Below are 25667 nucleotides of genomic sequence, written 5' to 3'. Positions count from 1 at the left end.
GTACTGACGGAAGAACGGCCCGCCGTCCTTGGGAGGGACGGCGGGCTCCGTTCACCATCACACCCAGGAGATCAGGCTCCGAAGAAGTGGACGATGAAGTAGACGATCGCCGCGACGGCGGCGGCCATCGGCATGGTGAGGACCCAGGCCGTGATGATGTTCCCGGCCACGCCCCAGCGGACGGCGGACAGCCGCTTGGTCGCGCCCGCGCCCATGATGGCCGAGGTGATGGTGTGGGTCGTGGAAATTGGAGCGTGCCACACGAAAGCGGTGGCGTACAGGACGACGGAAGCCGTCGCTTCCGCGGCGAAGCCCTTCGGCGGATCGACCTCGATGACCTTGCGGCCGAGCGTCCGCATGATGCGCCAGCCGCCCGCGTAGGTGCCCGCCGACAGCGCGCCCGCGCACGACACGATCACCCACCAGGGGACCGTCTCGCCGTCCGAGTGCCCGGTCGTGACCAGGGCGAGGACGATGATCCCCATCGTCTTCTGCGCGTCCTGGAGGCCGTGCCCGAGGGCGAGGGACGCGGCCGACAGCGTCTGCGCGATGCGGAACCGCCGTCCGATCCGGCTCGGCTGCGCGTGCCGGAACGTCCACAGGATGGCCACCATCACCAGGTAGGCCAGCGCGAACCCGACGACCGGGGACAGCACCATCGGGATCGCGACCTTGTCGAGGACGCTGCTCCAGTTCACCGACGACGCCGACGCGAGCCCCGCGCCGACGACCCCGCCGATCAGCGCGTGCGAGGACGACGACGGCAGCCCGAAGTACCAGGTGATCAGGTTCCAGGTGATCGCGCCGAGCACCCCGGCGGCGACCACGGTGAGGCCGTGCAGCCCGTCCGGCGGGCTGATCACCTCGCTGACGGTCTTCGCCACGCCGACGCCGAGCAGGGCGCCGATCATGTTCATCGCGGCGGCCATGCCGAGCGCGACCCGGGGCGTCAGCGCCCGCGTGGACACCGCCGTCGCGATCGCGTTCGCCGCGTCGTGGAACCCGTTCGTGTAGTCGAAGACCAGCGCCACGACGATGACCAGGATGAGGACGGCCGCCTGCGCGTCCGCCCGGAGGCCGAGCGCGCCGGCCACCATGACCAGCGCGATCCCGGCGAGCAGCAGCAGCCACGCGCGGCCGGACACACGGCGCGTGGCCTGCTCGCCGAGGGAGGCCGGATCGTCCTCCGGCACCGGCTCCCGGACGGTCGTCGAGCCGACGTCGCTCATGATTCCTTGACCGCTATGGTCTCGACCGTGTTGGCGACGTGCTCGAAGGCGTCCGCCGCCTCCTCCAACCGGTCGATGACCTGCTTCAGCTTCAGCACCGTGAGGGTGTCGTACTCGCCGCTGAACAGGTGCGCCAGCAGCTTGCGGTACACCTGGTCGCCCTGGTTCTCGAGCCGGTTGATCTCGATCCAGTACTCGTTGAGCTCCTTCATGGAGCGGAGCCTCGGCATCGCCTCGGCGGTCAGCTCCGCCGCGCGCTCCAGCACCTCGACCATGTTGACGATGCCCTTGGGGAACTCGTCGATCTTGTAGAGGACGACGAGGTCGGCGGCCTCCTCCATCTCGTCCATCACGTCGTCGATCGTGGAGGCCAGCCGGTAGATGTCCTCGCGGTCGAACGGGGTGATGAACGTTTCGTTGAGGCGGCGCATGATGGCGTGGGTGCATTCGTCGCCGGCGTGCTCGCAGGCGCGCATCTTCTCCGCGATCGCCGACCGGTCGGCACCCTCGCTGATGAGCTCCACGAGCAGCCTGGCGCCGGTGACCAGGTTGTTCGCCGAGTCGGCGAACATGTCGTAGAAGCTGTCCTCACGCGGCGTGAGACGCAAGCGCACGTCGTTCTCCTGATGTGCCGGAACAGTCCGCAGAGGATCGTAGGCGCAACCGGCCGTAAAAAGAACCTTTGCCCCAGCTTCGGCTGGTGTCCTCCATCCTCTCATCTTCAAGATTGCCCTAGATCACCGGGAACATACCTCTCGCGAGGGCCCCTATCTGCGGGGATGCGCGCGGTTCCGGGGCGTCGCGGGGGCCCGCGTCCGGTCCCGGTCGCGGGTCGTCGGGCGGGGCCGAAGTGAGATTGCTTACAGTAACCGCACGGTGGTCTTCGCCACTCTCCGTGCACGAAAAACCGGGGACGCCAGGATCGCGTCCCCGGTTACTGCGGGCTTCGGCTCAGTCGATCTGCGTCAGCTCGCGACGACCGGCTCCGTCGGACCGTACCCCGAGCACCATGTCGATTTCGGCGACGGTCAGCGGCCGCTCCGCCGCCGCCACCGCGCTGAGCATTTCGGCATAGAGTTCGATCTCGTCCAGCGCAACACGGTCGTGGACGCGCAGATCGAGGTTCTGGCGCACCGCGTCCACCTCCGTTCGTCTCCCCCACACCCAAGGTCGAGGCTACGCTTCCGCCCCTCGGCGGCACATGACCCATCAGGGCCATTCAAGGGCCACTCGAGGTGGGTCGTCATGTGGCCCACCATGGCCCCGATGGTCGTAGCCTTCCCCGAAGACGACGGTCTGATACCTATGTCCTGTTCGTCCTGGGACGTCGGGACTCGCCCGCCGCGCCTCAGCCGCCTGGACGGAAGTCGCCGAGCAGCTGCTCAAGGGCCGTCTCGGGCAGGTCGCGGGCGGTGAGCCGGGCGACGGTCGCCGCGTTCACGTCCGCGCCCGCGAGCCGGGCCGCCTGCCGCGCCACCGTCTGCTCGAACAGGGCGCGGACCGTCCGCGCGTAGGCGAACCTCGGGTCCTCGCGGAGCCGCTCGAAGCGGCTCAGCAGCTCGACGCGGAGCTCCTCGTCCAGCATGTAGAGGTCGCGCTCGGCGTAGCTCTGGAAGAGGCGCACCATGTCGCGGTCGCCCATCCCGGTGAACTCCATGACGCGCGCGACCTCCGCCTGGAAGCGCGGGTTGCCCGCGAGGAAGCCCTCCATCTCGGCGGCCGGGCTCGTGCAGATCACGAGGAGCCTGGCGCGGCCCGCGTTCATGCGGGCGAGGAGTTCCGCCACGACGTCCGGGCTGCGGTCGAGCCGGTACGCCTCCTGGATCAGCAGGACGCCGCCGAGCGCCTGCTCGACCATGCTCGCGACCCGGTGCTCGGTGTCGGCCCGGTCGCGTCCGGCCAGGTGGACGGGACGGCACGCGACCACGTGCCCCGAGTCCAGCAGCCCGAGCGCCGCGTAGATCCCGCCGACGAGCCCCGCGACCGTCGTCTTCCCGGTGCCGGGCGGGCCGACGAACACCAGGTGGCGGGCGCCGTCGCTCGCCACCCCGTAGCGCGCCCGGTCGGCGGCGAGCCCGGCCTCCTCGACCAGCTCCCGCACCGCGCCCTTCACCTCGTCCAGGCCGGTGAGCTGGTCGAGCCGCCGCAGGTAGCCGTCGATGTCGCCGGGCGGGCGCAGCGCGGGCTCGATGCCCTCGGCGACGCCGGTGAGGTCGTCCGGGGTGAGCACGAGCCGGTCGTGGGACGCCCCGGCGCGCTCCATGTTCCGCTGGGCGGCCTGGTCCAGGTACGCCTCGACGAGCCGCGCGCCGACCAGGTCGCCGGGGCCGCGCAGGCGGTTCAGGTCCTCGCGGGCGACCTCCAGCGCGGCGGCGCCTATGGTGACGCGGCGTTCCTCGGCGAGCAGGTGCAGCAGCGTCATCCGGTTGTCGAGGTCGGTGAAGTCGGGCAGCCGGTGCACCCGGAACGCCTGGACGAGCTTCGGGTGCTCGCGCAGCAGCCGCTTGTAGGCGTGCGGCTCGCAGGTCGCGATCACCGGCGTCGCGTTCACCGGGTCGCGGCGGGCGCGGCGCACCGCGCCGACGACGGCTCCCGGGTCGGCGGCCGAGGCGACGGCGACGTCCAGCCGCTCGAAGAGGATCACCGGGCCGGGCTGGGCGAGGATCCGGCCGATCTTGTCGGCGGGGGCGTCCCGGACGTCCTCGGCGTCGTGCGCGCGGATCGAGCCGTCCCCGAGGCCCGCGTTCGCCAGCGTCAGCGCGATCATCCTGGCCAGCCTGCGCTGCCCCGAGTGCGGCGCGCCGACCAGCAGGACGCCCGGCACGCCGGGCCTCATCGAGCTGGGCGCGCCGTCGACCCGCGTCTCCTCGGGGCTCTCGCCGACCTGCGCGTCCCACTCCTGGACCTGCTGCTTCAACCCGGCGAGCAGGTCGCTCGCGTCGTGGTCGCCGTAGACGAAGCCGAACCCGAACCGTTCCAGGACGCGCCGCTCGCTGCGGTCGCGCGGCGGCGGGATCTCGTGGACGGGCTGGTCGGGCGACGGGGTGTCGTCCAGGAAGTCGAAGTCGCCGACCATCGTCTTGGACATGACCTTCGTGCCCGGCCCGGCCGCCGGGACGGGCGGCGGCGGAGGCGCGGCGGGGTCGTCCTCCAGGTCGCCGGGCCCGAGGATGCGCGTGCCGGGCGGGCTCGCCGGGACGGGCGGGACCTCCGGGTTCGTGGGGTGCGCGCCGTCGTCCATGCGGGTGGAGTACGGGTCGAACGCGGTCTGCGCGGACGGCTGCCGCTGCGCCTGCCGCCTCGGCTGCGGCGGCGGGACGGGACTCTGCTGCGGCACTTGCTGCTGAGGCGCCTGCTGGGGCGGCATCTGCTGGGGCGGTGCCTGCTGCGGAGGGACGGCGCCCGCGGGCTGGTAGCCGAGCTGCGTGTACGGCGGCGCGAAGGGCTCGTCCTGCTGCTCCCCCTCCGGCGGGGAGAAGCCGCCGGGCGGCTGCTCGGACACGGCGGCGGCGGGCGGCGGGACCTGCGGAGACGGGGACGGCGCGGGCGGCCCGGCCTGCATCGCCCCCGGCTTCTGCATCGCCCCCGGCTTCTGCATCGCCCCCGGATTCGGCACCGGCGGCGGAGGCGTGCTCTGCATCGGAGCGGGGCTTTGCATAGGAGCAGGACTCTGCATAGGAGCAGGACTCTGCATAGGAGCGGGCGGAGCCGCGCCCGGACGCTGGAAGCCGAGCTCGGTGTAAGGCGGTGCGGCCGGAGCGTCGCCCCCGTCGTCCTCGATGTGCGACGCCCCGCTGATCAGCGGGTCCGGGGAGGCGAACGCGGCCTGCTGCCCCGGCCCGGGGCCGGGCCCCGCCGGACCCGGCGCGTTCTCCCGGCCGGGCTGGGCGGGCGGCTGCACGAACGGGCGGTCCGGCCCGGCGGGCGGCGTGCCGGGCTGCGGCGACGCGCCCGGCGCGAGCCCCGGCTGGCTCTGCATCACGAAGGGGTTCGGCTGCGGCGGCGCCGGGACGGGCGGCGGCGTCGCGGTCGGGACGGCGCCCGTCGCGCGGGCCCGCCCGCGTCCGATCATCCCGGCGATGACCGCGGTCGGGACGGGGAACCCGCGCGGCCGCGCGGGCATCCCGCCGAGCCTGCACCAGGCCAGGTCGACCTCGTACATCGCGGCGAGCAGCGACTCCGCGCCCGGCCCCGACCCGGCGGCCGAGCGCAGCGGCTCGGGAAGGCGCATGTCCTGCGGCCACAGCCGGCGCAGCGGATGCCCCTTCTGCTCCGACACCGCCTGCACCGTGTAACGGATCTCGGGGTCGAGCCAGGGGACGATGGTGCCCACCATGTCCTTGCGGACGACATCGAGGTCAGCGGCGAGCAACGCGGCGGCCACGAGCCGGGGCTCGACGTAGGCGGGCTCGGCGGGATCGCCCGACAAACCGGCGATCAGCTCGCTCAGCGTGTAGAAGGCGTGCCGGAAGTTGTCGCCGGGCGAGCTCTCGTTGCGCAGCGCGGGCACCAGGTTCGGCGGGCACCGGGTCAGCCACTGCTGGACGATCGCCTGGTCCCCGTACGGGAGGGCCCCGTAGTCGACGGTCGGGTTGGCGAGCGTGGTGCCGAGGATGGCGAGCAGCGCGTCCGCCCTGATCTGGAACCGGACGTCGTCGCGCAGCGCGCTGGCGACGGCCCACATCGTCCGCAGGACGACGACCGCCGCGTCCACCCGGCTGGCGCGCAGCCGCTCGGCGTACAGCCCGACCAGCGTCTCCAGCGGCGGCGGGGTGAGCCAGCGCGGGCCGTCCACCTCGGGGAGCGGGCGCGCGCGGTACGGCTTCCACAGGTCGAGCATCTGCGCGTCCAGCCGCGAGTCGAACGCGGGCGCGGACGAGCACCACAGCATCACGCCCCACGCCACCGCCACCGTGGACGGCGTCTCGGCGGTGAACTCGGGCCAGCCGTGCGGGTAGTCGGGCGCGGTCAGCGCGGCGGCCGAGTCGACCGTCGCCCGGACCCGCGCGGTCAGCTCGGTCGCGAACCCGTGCGCGACGAACGGCAGCCCGGCGGGCGGGTCGTAGGAGAAGTCGGGCCCGGCCGGGACGACGTGCGGCGGCAGCATCGGCACCTGCCCGGCGCCGTGCTGCGCGGGCCGCGCCGCCATCCGGACGGCGGGCGTGCGCGGCGGCGGACAGAGGTACCACTGGCCGTCCGCCGGATGCAGCCGGTACCAGCGCGCCCACGCGCCGAACAGCCACCACGTCCCGTCCGGGAGGACGAGCATGCGGCCGCCGATCGCGTGCTGGCGCTGCTGCGGCGGCGCCGACGGCCACCACGCGGCGGCCACCATCGCCCGCGTGTCCCGCTCTGCCTCCGCGAACGGATCCTGCCCCGCCTGGGGGCTGGGCGGCGGAGCACTGCCATAGCCCGGTCCCCACACCACGCTGGTCATGGTAGTCAGCAGAACGCGGGCGGGGTGCCGCGCATCTGGGCATTCGTCGCGTCCGCGCAGGTCAGCGCATCAGCAATGGGCTCGGACGGGCGGGCCGGGATCACTGCCAGACGGCGTCGCGGTGCTGCCGCGCCTTCGCCACGTACACCTCGGACGTGTGCCGCAGGACGAGCCGGTCGTCGTCGGTCAGCTCCCGGACGACCTTCCCCGGCATGCCCGCGACGAGCACCCCGGACGGGATCGTCCGGCCCGGCGGGACGAGCGCCCCGGCGGCGACCAGCGTCCCCGCGCCGATCCGCGCGCCGTTCAGGACGATCGCGCCGATCCCGATGAGCGAGCCCGCCTCGACGTGCGCGCCGTGCACCATCGCCTTGTGCCCGAGGCTGACCCGGTCCTCCAGGACGGCGGGCGTCCCGGGGTCGGCGTGCAGGCAGCTCAGGTCCTGGATGTTGTACTCGTCGCCGACGACGATCTCCTCGTCGTCGCCGCGCAGCACCGAGCCGTACCAGACGCTGGACGCCCGGCCCAGCGTCACCCGTCCGACGACGACCGCGCCCGGCGCGACCCACGCGTCCGGGTCGATCTTCGGCCGGCCCTCGCCCAACGCTCCCACGTACCTCGTGTCGCCGCTCATGCCGCCGATGCTAGGACGGCCCCGGCCGCGTCCCCGCACACGGCCCCCGCGGGAGCGGCTCGGGAGGGTCCATCCGAATCCGCTTCGACGACACGCCCGCCCTTCGCGCGAATTCTCCAGAGATTGGATAGTTTGTCGCTTCTACCAGGTGAAGAAACGGCAGCGAGAGGCGCGTTCCGGTTGCGCGAATGGGGTGGACCGGACAAGAGTCGTCCTGACGTTTCCACATGTGGACCCGCTCAACCGGCGGGTGAGGATCGCAACCGACCCTGACGGGGTGACGACCCCCGCCAACGACCCCCCAAGGCATCATGAGCAACGAAGCCGAAATCCTGCCTAACCTCCTCCAAGAAGAGTCCTTCGAGATCGTCATGCGCGGCTACAACCGCCGCCAGGTCGACGACTACATCGCCCGCGCCCAGCAGAAGCACCGTGAGCTGGAGGCCCGCCTCGCCCGCGCGCAGGACGACTCCGAGCGGCTCCGCCGCGAGATGGCCGAGCTCCGGGAGGCCCGCAAGCCGACCGGCGACGACCTGAGCGACCGGCTCCGCCAGATCATCAACCTCGCCGAGGACGAGGCCCAGGACAAGGTCGCCGAGGCCGAGGCCAAGGGGACGGAGATCCGCAAGGACGCCGAGCAGGAGTCCAAGCGCATCATCGACGACGCGCGCGCGCACGCCGAGAAGAACCTCGCCCAGGCGCAGGAGAAGGCCGAGCACGTGCTCGCGTCCGCCAAGAAGGAGTCCGAGAGCGTCCTCGGGTCCGCGAAGCAGGAGGCCGAGCAGACGGTGACGAGCGCGCGGCTGGAGGCCGAGCGCACCCTCACCGCGTCCGAGCGGCGGGCCAGCGTGATCAACGAGGGCGCGACGCAGCGGCTCACCGCGCTCACCAAGAACCACACGCAGGCGCTCCAGCGGCTCACCGAGATCAGCGACACCCTGCACCGCCTCCTCACCGCGGAGAACGAGGCCGGGCCGCTGGAGAAGATGGTCGAGGACGCCGTCCGGCAGAGCGCGCCGCGCAAGCAGCCCGCGTCCCCGCCGCCCGCGAAGCCCGCCCCGGCGGCGGCCAAGCCCGCGGCGGCCGCGCCCGCGCCGCAGAGCGCGCCGTCCATGAAGAAGCCCGAACCGGCCGCCGAGGCCCCGGTCGCGTCGGCGCCGTCGGCGCCGTCGCCGGCCCCGCCCGCGGCCCCGCAGCCGCCGAAGTCCCCGCGTCCGGCCGAGGACGCGGTGGGCCAGGCGGCTCCGGTCGTCCCGCCGCAGCAGTCGCGCGGGCCGATCGAGTTGTAGCCCGCCCCGGCACCGGAAACGTCAGGCGGGACAGACAGCGCGCGGCGGTGCGCACCGGCCCTAACGGGTCGGTGCGCACCGTCGCGTCTTTAATAGGATCTTCGCGTGAGCAAGAGGACCCACGCGCGGCAGGGCACGGCCCGTCCCATCAGGCTTCTCGGCGATCCGGTCCTGCGCACCGAATGCGACCCGGTCCGGACGTTCGACGCTTCGCTGGAGCGGCTGGTCGACGACATGTTCGTCACCATGTACGAGGAGGACGGCGCGGGCGTCGCCGCCAACCAGGTGGGCGTCGGCCTGCGCGCGTTCGTGTACGACTGCAAGGACGACAAGGGGCGCAGGCACGTCGGCCACGTCGTCAACCCGCGGCTCGTCGCCGCGGACGGGGAGATGCTGGTCGAGCCGGAGGGCTGCCTCTCCGTCCCCGGGATGCACTTCGAGACGGCCCGGCACGCGCACGCCGTCGTGGAGGGCGTCGACGTGAAGGGCAAGCCCGTCCGCGTCGAGGGGACGGGCTATTTCGCGCGCTGCCTCCAGCACGAGTGCGGCCATCTGGACGGGAACGTGTACATCGACGTCCTGTCCGGCGACGCGCGCCGGGAGGCGATGCGCGCCATCCGCGCCCTCGACCGCTGACGCCCCACGGCCGGGTTCTCCCCGTTTCCGGCGCTGACCTCGGACTTGGCCACCGGTTCCGTATCAGCGCGGACTCAACCGTTCCTTTGCTCGCATTCAGGGGACATTCAGCTTCGCGTGCGAACCTGCGCCCTGACTAATGAGGGGGACTGTGCCATTGGTTGATCGAACGGCGAACGGCGGCAAACCGGCGGAGGCGACCCTGCTCGTCGTCGAGGACGAGCCCAACATCCTGGAGCTCCTCGCCGGAAGCCTGCGCTTCACCGGGTTCGACGTGGTCACCGCCACCAACGGGGCCGACGCTGTGCAGTCGGCGCGGCGGCACCGGCCGGACCTCATCGTGCTGGACGTGATGCTCCCCGACATCGACGGGTTCGACGTCGCGCGGCGGCTGCGGTCCGGCGGCGACCACACGCCCGTGCTGTTCCTGACCGCGCGGGACGCGGTCCAGGACCGCATCAAGGGGCTGACGATCGGCGGCGACGACTACGTCACCAAGCCGTTCAGCCTGGAGGAGGTCATCGCCCGCATCCGGGCGGTGCTGCGGCGGTTCCGGGGCGGGGTGAGCGAGCCGCCGCCGCGGATGGTGTTCGCGGACGTCGAGCTCGACGAGGACAGCCACGAGGTGTGGCGCGGCGGGCGCGCCATCCAGCTCTCCCCGACCGAGTTCAAGCTGCTGCGCTACTTCATGGCGAACGCGGGGCGCGTCGTGTCGAAGGCGCAGATCCTCGACCACGTCTGGAACTACGACTTCCGCGGCGACGCGGGCATCGTCGAGTCGTACGTGTCCGCGCTGCGCCGCAAGGTCGACAACGCCGAGCCGCGGCTGATCCACACCCTGCGCGGCGTCGGCTACGTCCTGCGCGAGCCCGCGAAACCGGGCTGATGGCCACGCTGGTCCCGGGGTCCGCGGCGGGCGGGCGTCCCGGGTGGTCGCCGCGCGGCCTCGCGCGGCTGTGGGAGCGGACGCCGCTGCGCGTCAAGCTGATCGCCGGGATGCTCGTCCTCGTCACGCTCGGGATGCTGGTGATGAGCGCGGCGGGCGCGTCCGTCCTGCGCCACTACCTGATCGGGCGGGCCGACGACCAGCTGCGCGGCTCCGTCGGGCGGACGATCGAGCAGGTCGTCCCGCAGCTGCGGAGCGGCGACGGCCGGATCACGGTGCGGATCCCGAGCGAGATGTACGGGCAGATCCGCACGAACGACGGCCGCGCCGTGGGGTGGAGCGACGCCTGGAGCGAGCCGGGCACGCCGCACCTGCCGGCCGACCTGTCCGGCCGGATCGACCGCCCGTTCACGGTGCGCGGGGCGGGCGGCTCCGACGCGGCGTGGCGGATCCTGGCCGAGCCGATTCCCGGCACCGACGGCACGATCATCGTCCTCGCGTTCAGCCTGGACGAGGTCGACCGCACCGTCGGACGGCTGGTCATGATCGACGCGATCGTCGGGCTGCTCGTCCTGTCGGTGCTGGTCGGGCTGGGGGTGTGGGTCGTCCGGGCGAGCCTGCGGCCGCTCGCGGCGGTGGAGGAGACGGCGGGCGCGATCGCGGCGGGCGACCTGTCGCGGCGCGTCCCGCAGGGCGATCCGCGGACCGAGATGGGGCGCCTCGGCCGGTCGCTGAACGTGATGCTCGCGCAGATCGAGACCGCGTTCCGGGCCCGCGCCGAGTCGGAGGCGGCGGCCCGCCACTCCGAGCGGACGGCGCTGTACTCGGAGGAGCGGATGCGCCGGTTCGTCGCCGACGCGAGCCACGAGCTGCGCACCCCGCTCACCGCGATCCGCGGGTTCGCCGAGTTCTACCGGCAGGGCGCGGCGCGCACCCCGGAGGAGACCGACCGGCTGGTGGGGCGGATCGAGGAGATGGCGTCCCGGATGGGCCTGCTCGTCGAGGACCTGCTCCTGCTCGCCCGGCTGGACGGGCAGCGGCCGATCGAGCGGCGTCCGGTGGACCTGCTCGCGGTCGCCGCCGACTGTGTCCAGGAGGCCAGGATCTTGGCACCTGAGCGAGCCATCGACCTGTCTGTCGAGGGCGGTGTCGCGTACCAGGTGCGGGGGGACGAGCCGCGCCTGCGCCAGGTGTTCGGCAACCTGCTGAACAACGCCGTCAAGCACACGCCCGACGGGACGCCGGTCTCGGTGCGGCTCGCCCCCGGCACGCTCCGCGACGCCCCCGCCGCCGTCGTCGAGGTCGCGGACGAGGGCCCCGGGCTCCAGCCCGACCAGGCGGAACGGGTCTTCGAGCGGTTCTACCGCGCCGACGAGGCGCGGTCCCGGCAGGACGGCGGCGCGGGCCTCGGGCTGTCCATCGTCGCCGCCCTCGTCGCCGCGCACGAGGGGCTCGTGGAGGCCGACTCGACGCCCGGCGAGGGCGCGACGTTCCGGGTCGTCCTGCCCCTGGACGAAGGCTGACCGCCGTCCCGTCCGGCGCCTCGGGCGTTCAGGCAACGTTCAGGAAATTGCGCTTAGGTAGGACGTACAGGGCGCGCCCCGATCTCGACGGGGAGCGGGAGGCCGCGCCCTGGCCAGCCACGACACCGGAACCGCGGCCGGGGACGAGTCCGACTCGTCTCCCGGCCGCGGTTCTTTCGCGCCGCGGGGCGTTCAGCACACTTTCAGGTGGGGTCCAGGGATGCTGGAGCCCCCGGACGCATCCTTCAAAGTGACCAGACGACAGGGGATGCAGATGAACGCCGACCGACCACAGCAACCGCGCGAGCCCGGACGACCGGAGCCCGGCCAGTGGGCGAACCCGGCCTGGCAGGACCCGGACCACACCCCGCCCCCCGCCCCGCCGACACCCCCCGGCTCCCCCACACGATCCGGCCCGTCGACACCCGCCAGCTCTTCAACGCCGCCCGGGCCTTCGACGCCCTCCGCCTCGACACCGCCTGGGCCTTCAGTGCCCACCGGCCCCTCGACGCCACCCGGGCCTTCCACGCCCCCCGGCCCCTCCATGCCGCCTCGCCCCTCGATGCCCTTCGGTTCCGCGATGCGGCCCGGACCTCCCGCGCCGCCTGGACCTTTCACGCCGTATGGCGCCGCGGCGCCGCAGCCGGGACATCCCATGTCCTCGCCGGTGGAGCGTCCTCGGACGTTCGGCACGGTCCGGCAGAAGCTCGCGGCGGTGGCCGCCGCGACGGCGCTGGCCATCGCGGCGGGCGGCGCGGGCGCGGCGATCACGACCGCGCTGAACGGCGACGGCACCGGCTACGCGCGACCGGCCGCCGTGTCGGGCGTGCCCACGAACGGCGGCACGACCGCGCAGGTCGCCGCCGCCGTCCAGCCGAGCGTGGTGTCGATCGAGGCGCGGCTGTCCGGCGGGACGAGCGGCGGCTCCGGCATCGTCCTCCGCTCGGACGGCGTGATCCTCACCAACGCGCACGTCGTCTCCGGCGCCCGCTCGGTGTCGGTGAAGTTCAGCAACGGCAGGACGGCGCCCGCCGAGGTGCTCGGCGCCGACCGGGCCGGGGACGTCGCGGTGCTGAAGGCGCAGGGCGTGTCCGGGCTGAAGGCCGCGACGCTCGGCGACAGCCGCACCCTCGCGATCGGCGACACGGTCCTCGCCGTGGGCAGCCCGCTCGGCCTGGACGGCTCGGTGACGTCCGGCATCGTCAGCGGCCTCGGCCGCGAGGTGCGCGAGGGCGGCGAAGAACCGCAGCTCCCGCCCGGGCTGCGCGGGCAGCTGTCCCAGCAGCAGCAGACCGTGATCAGCAACGCGATCCAGACCGACGCCGCCATCAACCCCGGGAACTCGGGCGGCGCGCTGGTGAACGCCGCCGGGCAGGTGATCGGCGTGAACACCGCCATCGCCACCTCGGGCAGCAGCTCCGGCAACATCGGCGTCGGGTTCGCGATCCCGATGGACACGGCGAAGAAGGCCGCCGACACGATCATCGCGGGGGCGTCGGTCTGACCATCCGGGGGGAGGGGGCGGCCGCGCGGCCTCCGCACGGGTCGCGCGGCCGCACTCCTCCCCGGTCGGCCCCCGGTCAGCCCGTCCTGACCGCGGCGGCCGGACGGCGGTTCAGCTTCGCCAGCATCCGGCGGGTCGTGTGCAGGTAGTACCGCCTCGGCAGCGTCCGGACGGCCAGCGGGAGCCGCGGGTAGACGACGGCGAGCGTCCCGACGAGGAGCCGGAACCGGCGCTCCCGTCCGGCGTCCCACTTCCACCCGTACTGCTCGCGGATCGGCGCGGGCATCAGCCCCGCCGTGAGCAGCCTGATCGCCATCAGCCCCGGCGCGTTCAGCGGCCCGCCCGGCAGCCGCGGACGCAGCACCTGCGCCGCGATCGCCCGCGAGGCGTCGGTGATCTCCAGGCTTTGGACCATGTCCGCGTAGTACTCGCGGAACAGCGGATACGTGGCGGGCATCCGCTCCTCCGGGCAGCCGAGGATCGTCGCGTAGATCTTGGCCTGCTGGTAGAACTCCTCCAGCTCCGCCGGGTCGAACGTCCGCCGGAACAGGAGCTGGTAGAACTGCACCGCCACCGCGAACAGGGTGGACGCCACCCACACCTGCAACTCCGGGTCGTTCGCCTCGTAGCCGGGCCCGGTGACGCTCTCGTGGCCCTTCCTGACCAGGGCGCTGAACGCCTCGGCCTCCTCCCGCGTCCCGAACTGCACCGCGTACAGCCAGCCCATCGTGTTGCGCAGGCGGCGGAGCGGGTCGTCGGCGGTGTAGCTGTGGTCGTACACGCCCTGCGCCACCTGCGGATGCGCGGTCTGGAGCAGCGACGCCGCGCCGCCCGCCGCGATGAGCGCGCCCTCCCGCGAGACGACGCGGATGAGGTCGTCGTCCGAGAACAGTCCATCGGTCATGGCGATCAGTGTAAGTAAGTACTTTCAGATGTCGAGGGCGGGGGGTTAACGAGGCGACAAGATCACTTCTACCCTGCGACAATGGAGACATGCCCGACCAGGTCCACGTGCGCGGCTCGGTCTCCATCCCGGAGTCCGAGCTGAGCTGGCGTTTCTCGCGTTCGTCGGGTCCGGGCGGGCAGCACGTCAACACGAGCGCCACCGCCGCCGAACTCTCCTTCGACGTCGCGAACTCGCCGTCCCTGCCCGAGCCGATGCGCTCCCGCGCGCTGGAGCGGCTCGCGTCCCGCCTGGTCCGCGGCGTCCTCACGATCCGCGCCGAGGAGTACCGCTCGCAGCAGCGCAACCGCGACGCCGCCCGCACCCGCCTAGCCACCCTCCTCGCCGACGCCACGGCCCCGCCCCCGAAGAAGCGCGTCCCGAAGAAGATCCCCCGCGGCATCAACGAACGCCGCCTGGAGAACAAGAAACGCCGCTCCGCCATAAAACGCCAACGCACCACCCGCTGGGACTGATCCGCAGCCAAGGGGCGCGCTACGTGCTGGACGAATCGCCGCCCCCGACTTATCATCGACGGTATATATCATCAACGATATGTTCGAGATCGAGATGGAGCCCCAGGTCGTCGCGTGGCTGGACACGTTGAGCTTCGCCCAGCACCAGCGCGTCATGCGCAACGTGGACGACTACCTCGTCGACCGCGGCGACCTGCTCGACGGGAACCACACCAAGGCGTTACGGGACGGCGTTCGCGAACTGTGGCTCTACCTTGGGGAAACGGCGTGGCGGATCACCTACTGGCTGCCGACCGGGCGAGGACGGCTCATCGTCTGCTGACCGTGTTCCAGAAGGTCAGGAACGACGCGCAGCCGCGAGACGTCGAGCGAGCGGTCGCCTTGCGCGGGATCTGCGAGTCGTCTCACCTGGGACCGGCGGGGCACGTCTACGAGAGGAGCCGGTGATGACGGGACACTCCGCGTGGCGGACCTACCGGGAGAAGCGGCTGCGTGAGGACGCGGCGCCGCACCCCGAGTACGAGCAGGCGGGCTTTGACCTGCGGCTCGGCGACATGGTCCGGGAGCGCCGCATCGAGCTCGGCCTCACCCAGGGCGTGGTGGCCGAACGGGCCGGCATCACCCAGCCCGCGCTTTCGCGCATCGAGGGCGGGGGCGGAATCCCTACCTTGGGAATGCTCGACCGCATCGCCAAGGCGATGGAGACCACCTTCACGATCACGGTGGGAGATCACGCAGCCTGAGTTCCCGACCCGGCGTGACGGGAGCTAAACCATCTGCGACTGGTTGATCACGGAGCGTGTCCAGCTGTGGGAGGATGGGGCTCCCCCGTCCGGCACCCGTGCCGGAGGACCGACGAGAGGTAGCATCACCGACATGGCGTCCAAGCCCCTCGCAGAGGTAACACTCGCTGACCTGGCCACCAAGGACGACCTGAAGAACCTGGCCACGAAGGACGACCTCGCCGAGCTCAGGCGCGAGCTCAAGCAGGAGATCGGCGGGGTCAGGCAGGAGCTGAAGCTGGAGATCAAGCAGGAGGTGGGGACGGTCCGGCAGGAGTTGGGGTCGGCCGTGAACCTGCTCATGGGTGAGATCGGCAAGATGGCCGCTCGGCAGGAGGAGATGGCCGGGCACGTCGCCCGCCTGGTCTCCAAGTCCGAGGGTGTGACGCACTAGTTCGCGTCCGGAGTCTGTGGCCCCTGGGAGATAATTCCCGGGGGCTTTTCCTTGTGCGCTCTCATACCGGCGGGGGAAAGGGATCGGTCGCGCTGGGGAGGGAGGGACGGGTCGTCGGGCGGAGCATCGAGGGGTCGGGCCATTCGGGTCCGGCTGGAACGGACGGGAGTCTCGATGTTCGGCAAGGCGATCAAGTTGGGTGTGCTGGCCATGGCGGGAGTCGCGCTGGTTGCCGCTCCCGTGGCGGCGCAGGAGACGGGCAACAATGCGGGGAACAAGACGGGGAACAAGGCGGAAAGGGCCGCGAAAGGCGCGCGGGTTTCAGGCTCCGCGCAGATCAAGTTGACTTTCTCGCCCGATCAGGACGTCCGCGCATTCACGTTCGACGTGACGGGCGTCCCCTATTCGGAGCCGAAGCAGGGCGCCCCGCAGGGGCTTCCCACCGATGCGCGCGGAACGGTGCAGATCTCTCACCACTCGCCGCAGGAAGGGTGGACGGTGACGTCGAAGGCCAAGGTGGACTGCCTGGCGACGAGTCCCGGAAACGCGACGTTCACGGCGGTCGTCTACGAGGCGGACGAGCCGATCAAAGACTGGATCGGCAAGCGCCTGGGGTTCAGCGTCCAGGACGGCCGCCACGGTGAGCCGGACCGGATGGGATTCTCCTGGGCGGTGGTCAACGGCGTCCAGAACGACAAGGGCGAATGGGAGGAGGGAAAGGTCGGGACGTGCATGGGCCCCGCGGCTTTCGCGCCGGTCACCAAGGGCGGTTACCAGGTCCGGCACGCCGATCTGCTACCCCCGCCGAAGTGAGGGTTTGCTCGCTACGCCGCCCCACATGCCGGTCGTGAGGGACGGGGGCGCGCCGGGCTCGGGGCGCCAGTCCTGCACCGGGACGACGCCGGGATCGAGCAGGTCGAAGCCGTCGAAGAACCGGCTGACGCCCTCGTGCGTGCGGAAGGTGACGCGGTATCCCATCGCCTTGGTGAGGGCCTTTTCGGCGGCCTCCATCTGCTCCGGCAATTGGTCGATTCCCGGATGGGTGATGGCGAGGAGGCTGCCGGGCGGAAAGGCGTCCATGAGTTCGCGGACGATTTCGCCCGGCTCGTCCTCGTCCGGGACGCAGTGCAGTATCGCGATCAGCAGCAGTCCCACGGGACGGTTGAGGTCGAGCAGCCCGGACGCGCCTTTCAGGATCAGGCCCGTGTCGCGCAGGTCGGCGTCGATGAACGCGGTGGGCGCGCTGACGCCGGACAGCAGCGCCCGCGCGTGGACGAGCACGATCGGATCATTGTCGACATAGACCACCCGGCAGTCGGGATTGACGGCCTGCGCGACGAGATGCGTGTTGTCGGCGGTCGGAATGCCGGTGCCGATGTCGAGGAACTGGGTGATTCCCCGTCCGGCCATGAAGCGGACGGCGCGGCTCAGGAACGCCCGGTTCGCGGTGACTCCGGGCTTGATGGTCGGGGTGGCCGCCATGACCTGTTCGGCGGCGTTCCGGTCGGACTCGTAATTGTCCTTGCCGCCTAGCCAGTAATCGTAAATTCGGGCGATATGCGGGGTGGTGATGTCGATGCCCGCCGGTGCGGTCTCGTCCTCGCCGACCATGCGATCCACCCTAGCCCTGACAATGAATGGAAGATCATGTTTTGCCGCCGGTAAATGGCCGACAACGGCCGCGAAGCAGGCCGGCGGCATGGACGGCCGCGCGCCGCGGTGCTCGGGAAGGCCCGTTGAGCACCGCGGCGCGCGGGTCAGTCACGTGGAGCGGACGGGAGTCAGACCTTCTCCCAGAGGGCCGGAACGTTCGGCGGCGTCCAGCCGGGCGACGCGGTGTGCGCCTGGAGGCAGCGGTACTGCACGCCCTCGTAGGTGACGAGGTCGCCGACCTTGTAGGAGCCGGTCGCGGCCCAGGTGGTGGAGCCGCCCGGGTCGCCCGGGTTTCCGGGGTCGCCCGGGTCGCTGGCCCGGCTGCCGACCTTCACGCCCGCCCAGGCGTTCGCGGTCGCCGTGTACTCGGGGCTGGTCGCCCCGTACAGGGCGGACGCGGCGGCGAGCGTCGCGCGGCGGGCGTCGGCGTAGTTGGTGTTCGAGCGCATCTGCTCGGTCAGCGCCTTGAACCAGATCGCGGCGGCCTTCTCCCGGCCGATGCCGGTGACCGGCTTGCCGTCGCCCGTCGGCGAGTTGTACGACACGCCGTTGATGGTCTTCGCGCCGCTGCCCTCGGACAGCAGGTAGAAGAAGTGGTTCGCGATGCCGGACGAGTAGTGCACGTCCACGTTTCCGGCGTTCGTCGACCAGTTGTCGAGCGAGTTGCCGTCCTTGCTCGGCTTGTCCATGTACCGGAGCGGCTGGCCGTTGCCGAAGATGTTCAGCTTCTCGCCGATGAGGTAGTCGCCGATGTCGCTGGGGTTGTTCGCCCAGAACTCCATGGCGGTCGCCATGATGTCGGACGTCGCCTCGTTCAGGCCACCGGACTCGCCCTCGTAGATGAGGCCCGCGGTGTTGGACGTGACGCCGTGGCTCATCTCGTGGCCCGCGACGTCCAGCTCGGTCAGCGGCGCGTTGTTGCCGGAGCCGTCGCCGTACGTCATGCAGAAGCAGCTGTCGTCCCAGAAGGCGTTGACGTAGTTGCTGCCGTAGTGGACGCGGGAGTACGCGCCGACGCCGTCGCCGCGGATGCCGGACCGGCCGAAGACGGTCTTGTAGAAGTCCCACGTCTCGCCCGCGCCGTACGCCGCGTCCACGGCGGCGGTCTGGCTGTTGCTCGGCGAGCCGTTGCCCCAGGTGTCGCTGGAGTTGGAGAACAGGGTCCCGCGACCCGACTGGGCCCGGTTCAGGTTCGTCGTCTCGTGGTTGCCGCGGCCGGTGTCGCGCAGCACGTACTGCCCGCCGGACTGGCTGGTGCCGAGCTGGACGGTGCCGGAGTACTGGCTGTTGCCGGTGCCGGTCTGGACGCCCTGCCACTGCGTGATCGTCTTGCCGGTGGCGGCGTCGGTGATCACGTGCAGGCGGCTCGGGGTGCCGTCCCTCTGCGTCCCGCCGACGACGGTCTCCCAGGCCAGGACCGGGTTGGAGCCCTGCATCCAGACGATCTTCTGCGGGGCGACGCTGCCCTTGGCCTTGGGCGTGGCGGGCTTGGTGGACGCGAGCGTCCGCGGCGTCGTGTTCACCTTGAGCTCACTGGTGAGCCCCTGGGTGACGCCCTCGATCTCGCCGGACGGCGCCCGGTGCACGATGAGGTCGCCGCCGATGACGGGCAGGCCCTCGTAGGTGCGCAGGTAGCGCGTGTGGGTGGTGCCGTCCTGGTTCTTGACGACGTCCTTGGCCTTGAGCTCGACCTTGTCGCTGAACTTCAGCTCGGACGCGGTCGTGTCCTCCTGGGCCTTGGCCTTGCCGACCAGCGCCTTGTACTCCTGGGCGCTGACCTTGGCGGGGAGCTGTCCGGGGTCGCCCTGGGAGGGCTTCGCCGGGGCGGCGGACGCCGGTCCCGCCTGGAGGCCGATCGCCGCCATGGCGGCGACGGTGACCAGCGCGGTGCCGGTGGCGACGCGCCTGTGGGCACGTCCTCGGGATGTGGATCTCACGCGGTGCTCCTTGTCTGCCGGCCGTCTCGGGGTGACGGCCGAGGGGGGTCGCTCTCCGGGCGGGCGCGGTCGCGCCCACGGAGCTCCGGAGTGCTGGGAGGCGGTTGACCCGGGAACGATCGCATGCATTTGTGTGCATGTCACCGCAAAGTTCGCGGCTCGCCACCATCCATAGGGACATCGGAGGGGGCGCAAGGGAAACCCCTACACACCCAAGGGGTTGACGAGGGTGCGTTATCGGGACAGGGTGGCGCCCGGCCCGTCCAGCCCTCCGCCGAGGAGCGAGCCGAGCTGCGACCGGGAGCGGATCCCGAGCTTGCGGTAGATCCGCGTGAGGGACGCCTCGACGGTCTTCACGCTGAGGAACAACCGGTGCGCCACCTGCTGGTTCGTCGCGCCCTGGCCGACGAGCAGCGCGATCCGCCGTTCCCCTTCGGTCAGCGTGATCTGCGTCGCGGGCACGGCGGCGGCGGGGCCGTCCGGGACGGCCGCGTCGGGCCGCGCGAGCCGGTGCCGCGCCTGCTCGGCCCACGGCCGCGCGCCGCAGCGGAGGAAGATCTCCAGGGCCTCCGCGGCCGTCCGCCGGGCCGGGCCGCCGCGCCGCCGCCGCCGTTCGATCCGCGCCTCCTCCAGGAGGCACTGCCCGACCTCCAGCGGCTGGCCGAGCCGTTCGAAGAGCGCGGCGGCGCGGCGCAGCAGCGCGACGGCCTGGTCGTGCTCGCCGCGCGCCGCGAGCACGCACGCCTCGGCCCGGTCGAGCTGGCCGCCGACGCCGACGCCGCGCGTCCGGTCGCCGACGACGGCGCGCGTCGCGCGGATCACCCGCTCGGCCCGCTCGGTGTCCCCCAGGGACGCGAGGCCCTGCGCGAGGTCGCCGTGCCAGCGCAGCACCATCGGGGACAGCGGCCCGCGTCTGTGTTCGTGTTCGTCGGTGGACGACCCCAGCGTCTCGATGCGCAGGAGGGTGTCGACTCCCGTACGCACGTCGCCCGCGCGCATGTACGCGACACCCAGCACGTGTAGCAGCCGGCTCTGGAAGATGACGTCGTTCTCCTGCTCGGACGCGCGCAGCCCTTGCTCGGCCAACGCGACGGCACGGTCCACACTGCCCCCGGCGAGTTCGGCCAGGGCGCCGTGGTACCAGGCCGGTCCGGGGCTGAGCGCGGCCTGCTCGGTGATGCGCATGGCACGGTCCGCGAAGTCGAGCGCCTCGCGGCAGCGTCCCGTCCGGACGGACACCTCCGACAGGTTCCGCAGGACGTGCACGACCTCTTCGCCTGACCCGCGCTCCACCAGCGCCAGCATGCGCAGTAGTTCCGTACGGGCCTCGGTGAGACGGTCTTCGAAAATGGCGCAGTAGGCGGCCAGGTATCGGGGCGTTGTGTGAAGTTGTCCGTCGAGTGGAGGTTCGGGCAGGCGGCGGGCGCGTTTCAGGTCGCTGGCGTAGTCTCCGCGTCCTTCCAGGAGGGAGATGTTCGCGCGGAGGGCGAGCGCCTTGGCCTCCAGTGCCGTGTCCCCTATCGCGCGGGCGTGCGCGAGAGCGCCGTTGGCCTCGTGCTCCGCGCGCTCGGACGCGCCGTTCACGAGCAGCCCGATCGCCATCCGCAGCCGGAGCGGGCCGAGGAGCGCGGGGTCGCCGTCCGCGTCGACGAGCGCCGCCGCGAACACCTCGCCCATCTCCGCGAGCCCCTGCCCGGACAGGTCCAGCAGCGCGAGCCGGACCCGGACGCGCTGGCCGCGCGTCGCGTCCGCCGCGAGGACGGCCTCCGCCGCCCGGTGCACGAGGTCGGGCAGGCCGCCGTTCGCGCCCGTCTCGGCCGCCGCGACCAGCCATTCCAGCCGCTCCGCCGCGGGCTCGGCCGGGGACCGGTCGGCGGCCAGCCGGTACAGCTCCGCCGCCATCCGGTGCGAGCCCTGCCGGACGGCCTGCTCCGCCGCCGTCACCAGCGAGTGCGCCAGCTCGGCGTTCGGGCCGGGGTCGGCGAGGGCGCGGTGCCTGGCGCGTCCGGCCGCGTCCGGGACGACGGCGGCGAGCGCCCGGTGCACCCGCGCGAGGTGCCGCGCGTCGGCGGACTCGGCGAGGACCGTCCCGACCGCGGGCGGCGTGAACCGGATCCCGCCGCCCTCGGTGATCAGCAGGCCCAGCACGGCGGCGGTGCGGATGTCGCGGGCCGCCTCGGTGCGTCCCGCACGGCGCAACAGGTCCGTGGTCGGACGGATCGCGAGCGCGGCCATCAGCAGCGTCTCGTGCGCCTGCGCCGGGAGCCGGGCCAGCCGCTCCGCGATCACGGCCTGGACGCGCTGCGGCAGCGGCGCCGGCCGCCAGTGCCGCGGGATCCGGTCGGTGAACGCGCCGCCGAGCGCCAGCGCGAGGTAGGGGTTGCCGCCCGAGTCGGAGTGCAGCGTGTTCACGACGCGCACCGGCAGGCCGTAGCTCTCGAACATCTCGGCCAGCTCGTCCTGCGTCAGCGGCGGGACGGGCAGGTGCAGCGCGTCGGGCACGGGCGCCCACGGCGCGCTGCCTCCGTCGCCGGCGGCGAAACCGTCCGGCCAGCGTCCGGCGACGACCGCGCGGACGCCCCGGGACGCGAGCCTGCCCACGGCGTACCGGACGGCGTGCACGGTCTCGGCGTCCAGCCACTGCGCGTCGTCCACGAGCAGCAGCACGGGGCGCTCGTCGGCGCACCGGGCGACCAGCCCGCGGAAGGCCAGCCTGCACGCGACGTGGTCCATGCTCGACCGGTCGGTGACCGGCCGCTCGGCGGGTCCTTCGGGCGGCCGTTCGGGGGACCTCCCGGCGGGCGGCGCCGGGTGCGGCGCGGGCAGCCCGGTGAGCCGCTCGCGCGGCAGCTCGGCGGTCAGCGCGCCGGGCAGCTGGTCGAGCAGCTCGGCCAGCCCCGAGCACGGGACCCACCGCTCGGTCTCGGTACCGGCGACGCGCAGCACCAACTCGCCGCGGGCCGCGGCCGCCGCCCCTACGGCTTCGAGCAGCGCGGTCTTGCCTATGCCGCTCGGTCCCGTGAGGACGACGCCGCCGTTCGCGGCGAGGCGGGACTCCAAGGCCGTGAGCAGGGCCGCACGGCCTACCAGCGTCGGCGATGCACCGGTCCTGACCGCGGGCGGCGCGGCACCGACGTCCATAACTCGCTCCCCTCCGGAGGATCGGACGCCGCTCCGACAATAACCACGCGCGGGGGCGCTCACAACGATCCCAGTTCCGGGCAGTGGTACGTCCACCGCACGGCCCCCGGACCAACGCGATCGGTCCAACCCAGAGCGCCTCCAAAGACCGCCCCCGTCAGACCACAGAGCGTCCCGTGGAAACGGCAGGACGCCCGGAACGGGTTCGTTCCGGGCGTCCTGGTGGCGTCGGCGGGGCGGTTACTCGCCCGACCAGTTCGGCTTGCGCTTCTGGGCGAAGGCGGCCGGGCCCTCCTGCGCGTCCTTGGACGTGAAGACGGGCAGCGTGATCTCCTGCTGCTTCTGCCACATCTCGTCGGCCGTCCAGTCGGCGGACTCCAGGATGACCCGCTTGGTCGCCGCGAGCGCCAGCGGGGCGTTCTCGGCCATCCGCGCGGCCAGCTCCCGCGCGGCGTCGAGCGCGCCGCCCGGTTCGGTCAGCCGGTTGACGAAGCCGAGCTCGGCCATCCGCTCCGCCGGGTACCGGTCGCCGGTGAGGGCGATCTCCATGGCGATGTGGAACGGGATGCGGCGCGGCAGCCGCAGCAGGCCGCCGCCCGCCGCGACCAGTCCGCGCTTCGGCTCGGGCAGGCCGAACTGCGCGTCCCGGGACGCGACGATCATGTCGCAGGCGAGCGCCAGCTCGCAGCCGCCCGCGAGCGCGTAGCCCTCGATCGCGGCGATCAGCGGCTTGGCCGGGGCGCGCTCGGTGATGCCGCCGAGCCCGCGTCCCTCGACCACGGGGCTCTCCCCCGCGAGGAACGCCTTGAGGTCCATGCCGGAGCTGAACGTGCCGCCCGCGCCGGTCAGGATGCCGACGGAGAGGTCCTTGCGGGCGTCCAGCTCGTCGACGGCGGCGGCGATGCCGTGCCCCGCCGCGCCGTTGATCGCGTTGCGCGACTCGGGACGGTTGATGGTGATGATGAGGACGCCATCGCGTTCCTCGGTCAGAACAGCGTCGGACATTCAGGGCCTCACTTCGGCTGGAAGCGGATACCGCCGTCGAAGCGGATGGTCTCGCCGTTCATGTAGTCGTTCTCGATCAGGGACTTGACGAGGTGCGCGAACTCCGACGCGCGCCCCATCCGCTTCGGGAACGGGACGGGCGCGGCGAGCTTCGCCTTGAACTCCTCCGCCGCCTCGCCCTGGCCGTAGATCGGGGTGTCGATGATGCCGGGGCAGATCGTGTTCACCCGGACGCCGATCGCCGAGAGGTCGCGCGCGGCGGGCAGCGTCATGCCGATGATCCCGCCCTTGGACGCGGAGTAGGCGACCTGCCCGGTCTGGCCCTCGATCCCGGCGACGGACGCGGTGTTGATCACGACGCCGCGGGCGCCGTCGGCGTCGGCGGGCTCGGTCTTCGCGATGGCGGCGGCGCCGATCCGCATCAGGTTGAAGGTGCCGATCAGGTTGACCCGGATGACGGTCTCGTACGAGGCGAGGTCGTGCGGGGAGCCGTCGCGGTTCACCGTCCGGGACGCCCAGCCGATGCCGGCGCTGTTGACGACGACGCGCAGCGGTGCGCCGGTGTCGACGGCGGCCTGCACGGCGGCCTGCACCTGCTCCTCGTTCGAGACGTCCGTCTTGACGAAGACGCCGCCGACCTCGTCGGCGACGGCCTTGCCCTTGTCCTCGTTGAGGTCGGCGACGACGACCTTGGCGCCTTCGGCGGCGAGCGCGCGGACGGTGGCCTCACCGAGGCCGCTCGCGCCGCCGGATACGACGGCGGAAACTCCGTTCAAGTCCATAGCAGCACCTTACGTGAGAGACCGAATGTGGTTCGGGGGAGATGCTACCCAGCCGCCGTCCGCCGCCCCGCGCACACCCCGGCGCGGGTCGGCGCGGGCGGCGGGTCAGCACGGGCACGGTGCGGTCGACACGAGCGACCCGAGCGACACGGGCGGTGCGGCCGACATAGGCCATGCGGCCAGCGCGCCCGACCGATGCCGAGGACGGGACCGCTCCACTCACCGTCGCCAATTCGGCACCGACAGTGGCAAGAATGTCGATATTGGCCATATTTCTCTATCTGTGATGTACCCCACAACACTTGTGGGCGCGGTTCGAGTTTTCCACAGAACGCCGTTCCACTTCCGCGGCCGGACGGCGCGGCCGACGATGGAACCGATCTTCTTTCTGGATTCGTGACTTAGTTCACATTTCCCGGAATTCGATCAGAATCCGCGCAGGCAGCGGTGGGGGTGGCCGGTCCGGCGCCGCCGCCCGCCGCCGCCGAAATGGCCTAGGGGATTTGCCATGCTCGTCGCGTTCTGCGTACGTTCCTGCTCGGTTCAAGCGGCACAGCAGGCCGCCCAGATAACAGAACACGCATCCCGACGTGCGGCTGAGGCGCGTACGGCCGTCCTCGATCGGCCGGCGCGAACCCCGCGAGCAGTCCCCCCGGACGCCGCCGTCGGACGCCGAATCCGTGCCGCCGAGAGGCACGGAACCGGAAGCGTCGCCCAATTCCTCACAACGCTGTGGAATCGCGCGGTCGCGGCACCATCCCCCCTTGACGAAGTCCTCGGGGGTGACGGCTGCCCGGTAGGCACCACCCGCGAGGTCTGGAGTCATTCTGCATACCCCTCGAATTCCCCTGAAGACCGGAATCACCCACGGTGGCCTCGCGCTCACCGCGACCGCCGCGCTCGGAGCCTCGCTCCTCGTGGCCGGTCCGGCGGGCTCCGCACAGGCGGCTTCGCCGCAGCGGGCCACCATCGCGACCGCACCGGTCGCGGCGACGACCTCAACGTCCAGGGCCGCCCGGCAGAAGAAGAAGGCGGCCTACGCGGTGAACTACGCCGCGAAGCAGATCGGCGACCCCTACCGCTACGGCGGCTCGGGTCCCGGCTCGTGGGACTGCTCGGGCCTCGTCGGCGCCTCCTGGCGCAAGGCCGGGGTGAAACTGCCCCGCACCAGCCAGCAGATGTACCGGTCGGTCAAGAAGAAGGTCTCCTGGAAGGGCGCGGTCAAGGGCGACCTGCTGTTCTTCTACGGCGGCCGGACGCACGTCGGCATCTACGCCGGACACGGCTACATGATCCACGCCCCGAGTTCGGGCAAGCGGGTCAAGAAGATCAAGCTGACCAGCTACTACAAGCGCAACTTCAACGGCGGAGTCCGTCCCGGACTGTAACCGGGCCCGCTCGACCCGGCGAGGCCCC

The 25667-nt window shown here is 72.1% G+C and carries 22 protein-coding genes; 11 read left to right on the top strand and 11 right to left on the bottom strand.

Features of this window, described 5'->3' with window-relative positions:
• Positions 1-71 precede the first annotated feature (71 nt).
• The 5 genes from FXF68_RS36645 to FXF68_RS36625 all read right to left on the bottom strand — a co-directional run bounded on the left by FXF68_RS36645 (position 72) and on the right by FXF68_RS36625 (position 7300).
• Positions 72-1229: an inorganic phosphate transporter gene (locus tag FXF68_RS36645; RefSeq protein ID WP_187438299.1), complete on the bottom strand. Its 1158-nt coding sequence runs from the start codon at positions 1227-1229 to the stop codon at positions 72-74.
• On the bottom strand, positions 1226-1843 hold the full coding sequence (locus tag FXF68_RS36640; protein ID WP_148767429.1) for a DUF47 domain-containing protein: 618 nt from the start codon (positions 1841-1843) through the stop codon (positions 1226-1228). The genes FXF68_RS36645 and FXF68_RS36640 overlap by 4 nt, the downstream gene beginning before the upstream one ends.
• A 337-nt stretch (positions 1844-2180) precedes the next feature.
• Positions 2181-2372, bottom strand: a complete 192-nt coding sequence (locus FXF68_RS36635; RefSeq protein WP_342787229.1) for a hypothetical protein — start codon at positions 2370-2372, stop codon at positions 2181-2183.
• Positions 2373-2577: 205 nt separating this feature from the next.
• Entirely contained in the window at positions 2578-6666 is a 4089-nt protein-coding gene (locus FXF68_RS36630; RefSeq protein WP_148767428.1) for an AAA family ATPase, read from the bottom strand.
• A 100-nt stretch (positions 6667-6766) separates the two neighbouring features.
• On the bottom strand, positions 6767-7300 hold the full coding sequence (locus tag FXF68_RS36625) for a gamma carbonic anhydrase family protein (RefSeq protein WP_148767427.1): 534 nt from the start codon (positions 7298-7300) through the stop codon (positions 6767-6769).
• Positions 7301-7611: 311 nt separating this feature from the next.
• On the opposite strand from FXF68_RS36625, the gene FXF68_RS36620 reads away from it, so the two are divergent.
• From FXF68_RS36620 to FXF68_RS36600, 5 genes are all read left to right on the top strand, one after another.
• Complete coding sequence (locus tag FXF68_RS36620) at positions 7612-8589, top strand: DivIVA domain-containing protein (RefSeq protein ID WP_148767426.1); 978 nt, start codon at positions 7612-7614, stop codon at positions 8587-8589.
• 105 nt (positions 8590-8694) lie between these two features.
• Positions 8695-9225, top strand: a complete 531-nt coding sequence (gene def, locus FXF68_RS36615) for a peptide deformylase (RefSeq protein WP_148767425.1) — start codon at positions 8695-8697, stop codon at positions 9223-9225.
• Between the two features lie 157 nt (positions 9226-9382).
• Entirely contained in the window at positions 9383-10111 is a 729-nt protein-coding gene (locus tag FXF68_RS36610) for a response regulator transcription factor (protein ID WP_246179137.1), read from the top strand.
• On the top strand, positions 10111-11634 hold the full coding sequence (locus tag FXF68_RS36605) for a sensor histidine kinase (RefSeq protein WP_148767423.1): 1524 nt from the start codon (positions 10111-10113) through the stop codon (positions 11632-11634). Before FXF68_RS36610 ends, FXF68_RS36605 begins: the two co-directional genes overlap by 1 nt.
• A 655-nt stretch (positions 11635-12289) precedes the next feature.
• Positions 12290-13138 (top strand): S1C family serine protease, encoded by an 849-nt coding sequence (locus FXF68_RS36600; RefSeq protein WP_246179136.1) that lies wholly within the window; start codon positions 12290-12292, stop codon positions 13136-13138.
• A 76-nt stretch (positions 13139-13214) separates the two neighbouring features.
• On the opposite strand, the gene FXF68_RS36595 is transcribed toward FXF68_RS36600, so the two are convergent.
• Positions 13215-14042 carry an oxygenase MpaB family protein gene (locus FXF68_RS36595; protein ID WP_148767421.1) on the bottom strand — a complete coding sequence of 276 codons (828 nt, stop codon included), beginning with the start codon at positions 14040-14042 and terminating at the stop codon, positions 13215-13217.
• A gap of 89 nt (positions 14043-14131) precedes the next feature.
• Here FXF68_RS36595 and arfB point away from each other — a divergent pair, with 89 nt between their 5' ends.
• The 5 genes from arfB to FXF68_RS36570 all read left to right on the top strand — a co-directional run bounded on the left by arfB (position 14132) and on the right by FXF68_RS36570 (position 16546).
• Positions 14132-14557, top strand: a complete 426-nt coding sequence (gene arfB / locus FXF68_RS36590; RefSeq protein ID WP_148767420.1) for an alternative ribosome rescue aminoacyl-tRNA hydrolase ArfB — start codon at positions 14132-14134, stop codon at positions 14555-14557.
• A gap of 79 nt (positions 14558-14636) precedes the next feature.
• Complete coding sequence (locus tag FXF68_RS36585) at positions 14637-14879, top strand: type II toxin-antitoxin system RelE/ParE family toxin (protein ID WP_246179135.1); 243 nt, start codon at positions 14637-14639, stop codon at positions 14877-14879.
• 124 nt (positions 14880-15003) lie between these two features.
• Entirely contained in the window at positions 15004-15300 is a 297-nt protein-coding gene (locus FXF68_RS36580; RefSeq protein WP_148767419.1) for a helix-turn-helix domain-containing protein, read from the top strand.
• Between the two features lie 133 nt (positions 15301-15433).
• Positions 15434-15733: a hypothetical protein gene (locus tag FXF68_RS36575; RefSeq protein WP_148767418.1), complete on the top strand. Its 300-nt coding sequence runs from the start codon at positions 15434-15436 to the stop codon at positions 15731-15733.
• A gap of 174 nt (positions 15734-15907) precedes the next feature.
• Complete coding sequence (locus FXF68_RS36570; RefSeq protein ID WP_148767417.1) at positions 15908-16546, top strand: hypothetical protein; 639 nt, start codon at positions 15908-15910, stop codon at positions 16544-16546.
• Here the strand turns inward: FXF68_RS36570 and FXF68_RS36565 are convergent.
• The 5 genes from FXF68_RS36565 to FXF68_RS36545 form a co-directional block, all read right to left on the bottom strand.
• Positions 16529-17344: an SAM-dependent methyltransferase gene (locus FXF68_RS36565; RefSeq protein ID WP_148767416.1), complete on the bottom strand. Its 816-nt coding sequence runs from the start codon at positions 17342-17344 to the stop codon at positions 16529-16531. The two genes, FXF68_RS36570 and FXF68_RS36565, sit on opposite strands and share 18 nt — an antisense overlap.
• Before the next feature lie 170 nt (positions 17345-17514).
• The gene (locus FXF68_RS36560; RefSeq protein ID WP_222870269.1) at positions 17515-19323 is read right to left on the bottom strand and encodes a M4 family metallopeptidase; all 1809 of its coding nucleotides are present in this window, start codon (positions 19321-19323) and stop codon (positions 17515-17517) included.
• 234 nt (positions 19324-19557) lie between these two features.
• Entirely contained in the window at positions 19558-22464 is a 2907-nt protein-coding gene (locus FXF68_RS36555) for a helix-turn-helix transcriptional regulator (protein ID WP_148767414.1), read from the bottom strand.
• 240 nt (positions 22465-22704) lie between these two features.
• Positions 22705-23469 carry a crotonase/enoyl-CoA hydratase family protein gene (locus FXF68_RS36550; RefSeq protein WP_148767413.1) on the bottom strand — a complete coding sequence of 255 codons (765 nt, stop codon included), beginning with the start codon at positions 23467-23469 and terminating at the stop codon, positions 22705-22707.
• A gap of 8 nt (positions 23470-23477) precedes the next feature.
• Entirely contained in the window at positions 23478-24251 is a 774-nt protein-coding gene (locus tag FXF68_RS36545; RefSeq protein ID WP_148767412.1) for an SDR family NAD(P)-dependent oxidoreductase, read from the bottom strand.
• A gap of 917 nt (positions 24252-25168) precedes the next feature.
• Here FXF68_RS36545 and FXF68_RS36540 point away from each other — a divergent pair.
• Positions 25169-25639 (top strand): C40 family peptidase, encoded by a 471-nt coding sequence (locus FXF68_RS36540; RefSeq protein ID WP_148767411.1) that lies wholly within the window; start codon positions 25169-25171, stop codon positions 25637-25639.
• Positions 25640-25667 lie beyond the last annotated feature (28 nt).

Origin of the sequence: Actinomadura decatromicini (genome assembly GCF_008121305.1) — a bacterium.
In the GTDB taxonomy this organism is placed as follows: Bacteria; Actinomycetota; Actinomycetes; order Streptosporangiales; family Streptosporangiaceae; genus Spirillospora; species Spirillospora syzygii.
The sequence above is the reverse complement of the archived record's forward strand: the minus strand, read 5'-3'. Positions and strand labels throughout refer to the sequence as shown.

Coding starts and splice junctions, on each gene's coding strand:
- FXF68_RS36645 (WP_187438299.1), bottom strand. CDS start 1,229: ATGAGCGACGTCGGCTCGACGACCGTCCGGGAGCCGGTGCCGGAGGAC.
- FXF68_RS36630 (WP_148767428.1), bottom strand. CDS start 6,666: ATGACCAGCGTGGTGTGGGGACCGGGCTATGGCAGTGCTCCGCCGCCC.
- FXF68_RS36625 (WP_148767427.1), bottom strand. CDS start 7,300: ATGAGCGGCGACACGAGGTACGTGGGAGCGTTGGGCGAGGGCCGGCCG.
- FXF68_RS36620 (WP_148767426.1), top strand. CDS start 7,612: ATGAGCAACGAAGCCGAAATCCTGCCTAACCTCCTCCAAGAAGAGTCC.
- FXF68_RS36605 (WP_148767423.1), top strand. CDS start 10,111: ATGGCCACGCTGGTCCCGGGGTCCGCGGCGGGCGGGCGTCCCGGGTGG.
- FXF68_RS36600 (WP_246179136.1), top strand. CDS start 12,290: ATGTCCTCGCCGGTGGAGCGTCCTCGGACGTTCGGCACGGTCCGGCAG.
- FXF68_RS36595 (WP_148767421.1), bottom strand. CDS start 14,042: ATGACCGATGGACTGTTCTCGGACGACGACCTCATCCGCGTCGTCTCG.
- arfB (WP_148767420.1), top strand. CDS start 14,132: ATGCCCGACCAGGTCCACGTGCGCGGCTCGGTCTCCATCCCGGAGTCC.
- FXF68_RS36585 (WP_246179135.1), top strand. CDS start 14,637: ATGTTCGAGATCGAGATGGAGCCCCAGGTCGTCGCGTGGCTGGACACG.
- FXF68_RS36580 (WP_148767419.1), top strand. CDS start 15,004: ATGACGGGACACTCCGCGTGGCGGACCTACCGGGAGAAGCGGCTGCGT.
- FXF68_RS36575 (WP_148767418.1), top strand. CDS start 15,434: ATGGCGTCCAAGCCCCTCGCAGAGGTAACACTCGCTGACCTGGCCACC.
- FXF68_RS36570 (WP_148767417.1), top strand. CDS start 15,908: ATGTTCGGCAAGGCGATCAAGTTGGGTGTGCTGGCCATGGCGGGAGTC.
- FXF68_RS36565 (WP_148767416.1), bottom strand. CDS start 17,344: ATGGTCGGCGAGGACGAGACCGCACCGGCGGGCATCGACATCACCACC.
- FXF68_RS36555 (WP_148767414.1), bottom strand. CDS start 22,464: ATGGACGTCGGTGCCGCGCCGCCCGCGGTCAGGACCGGTGCATCGCCG.
- FXF68_RS36550 (WP_148767413.1), bottom strand. CDS start 23,469: ATGTCCGACGCTGTTCTGACCGAGGAACGCGATGGCGTCCTCATCATC.
- FXF68_RS36545 (WP_148767412.1), bottom strand. CDS start 24,251: ATGGACTTGAACGGAGTTTCCGCCGTCGTATCCGGCGGCGCGAGCGGC.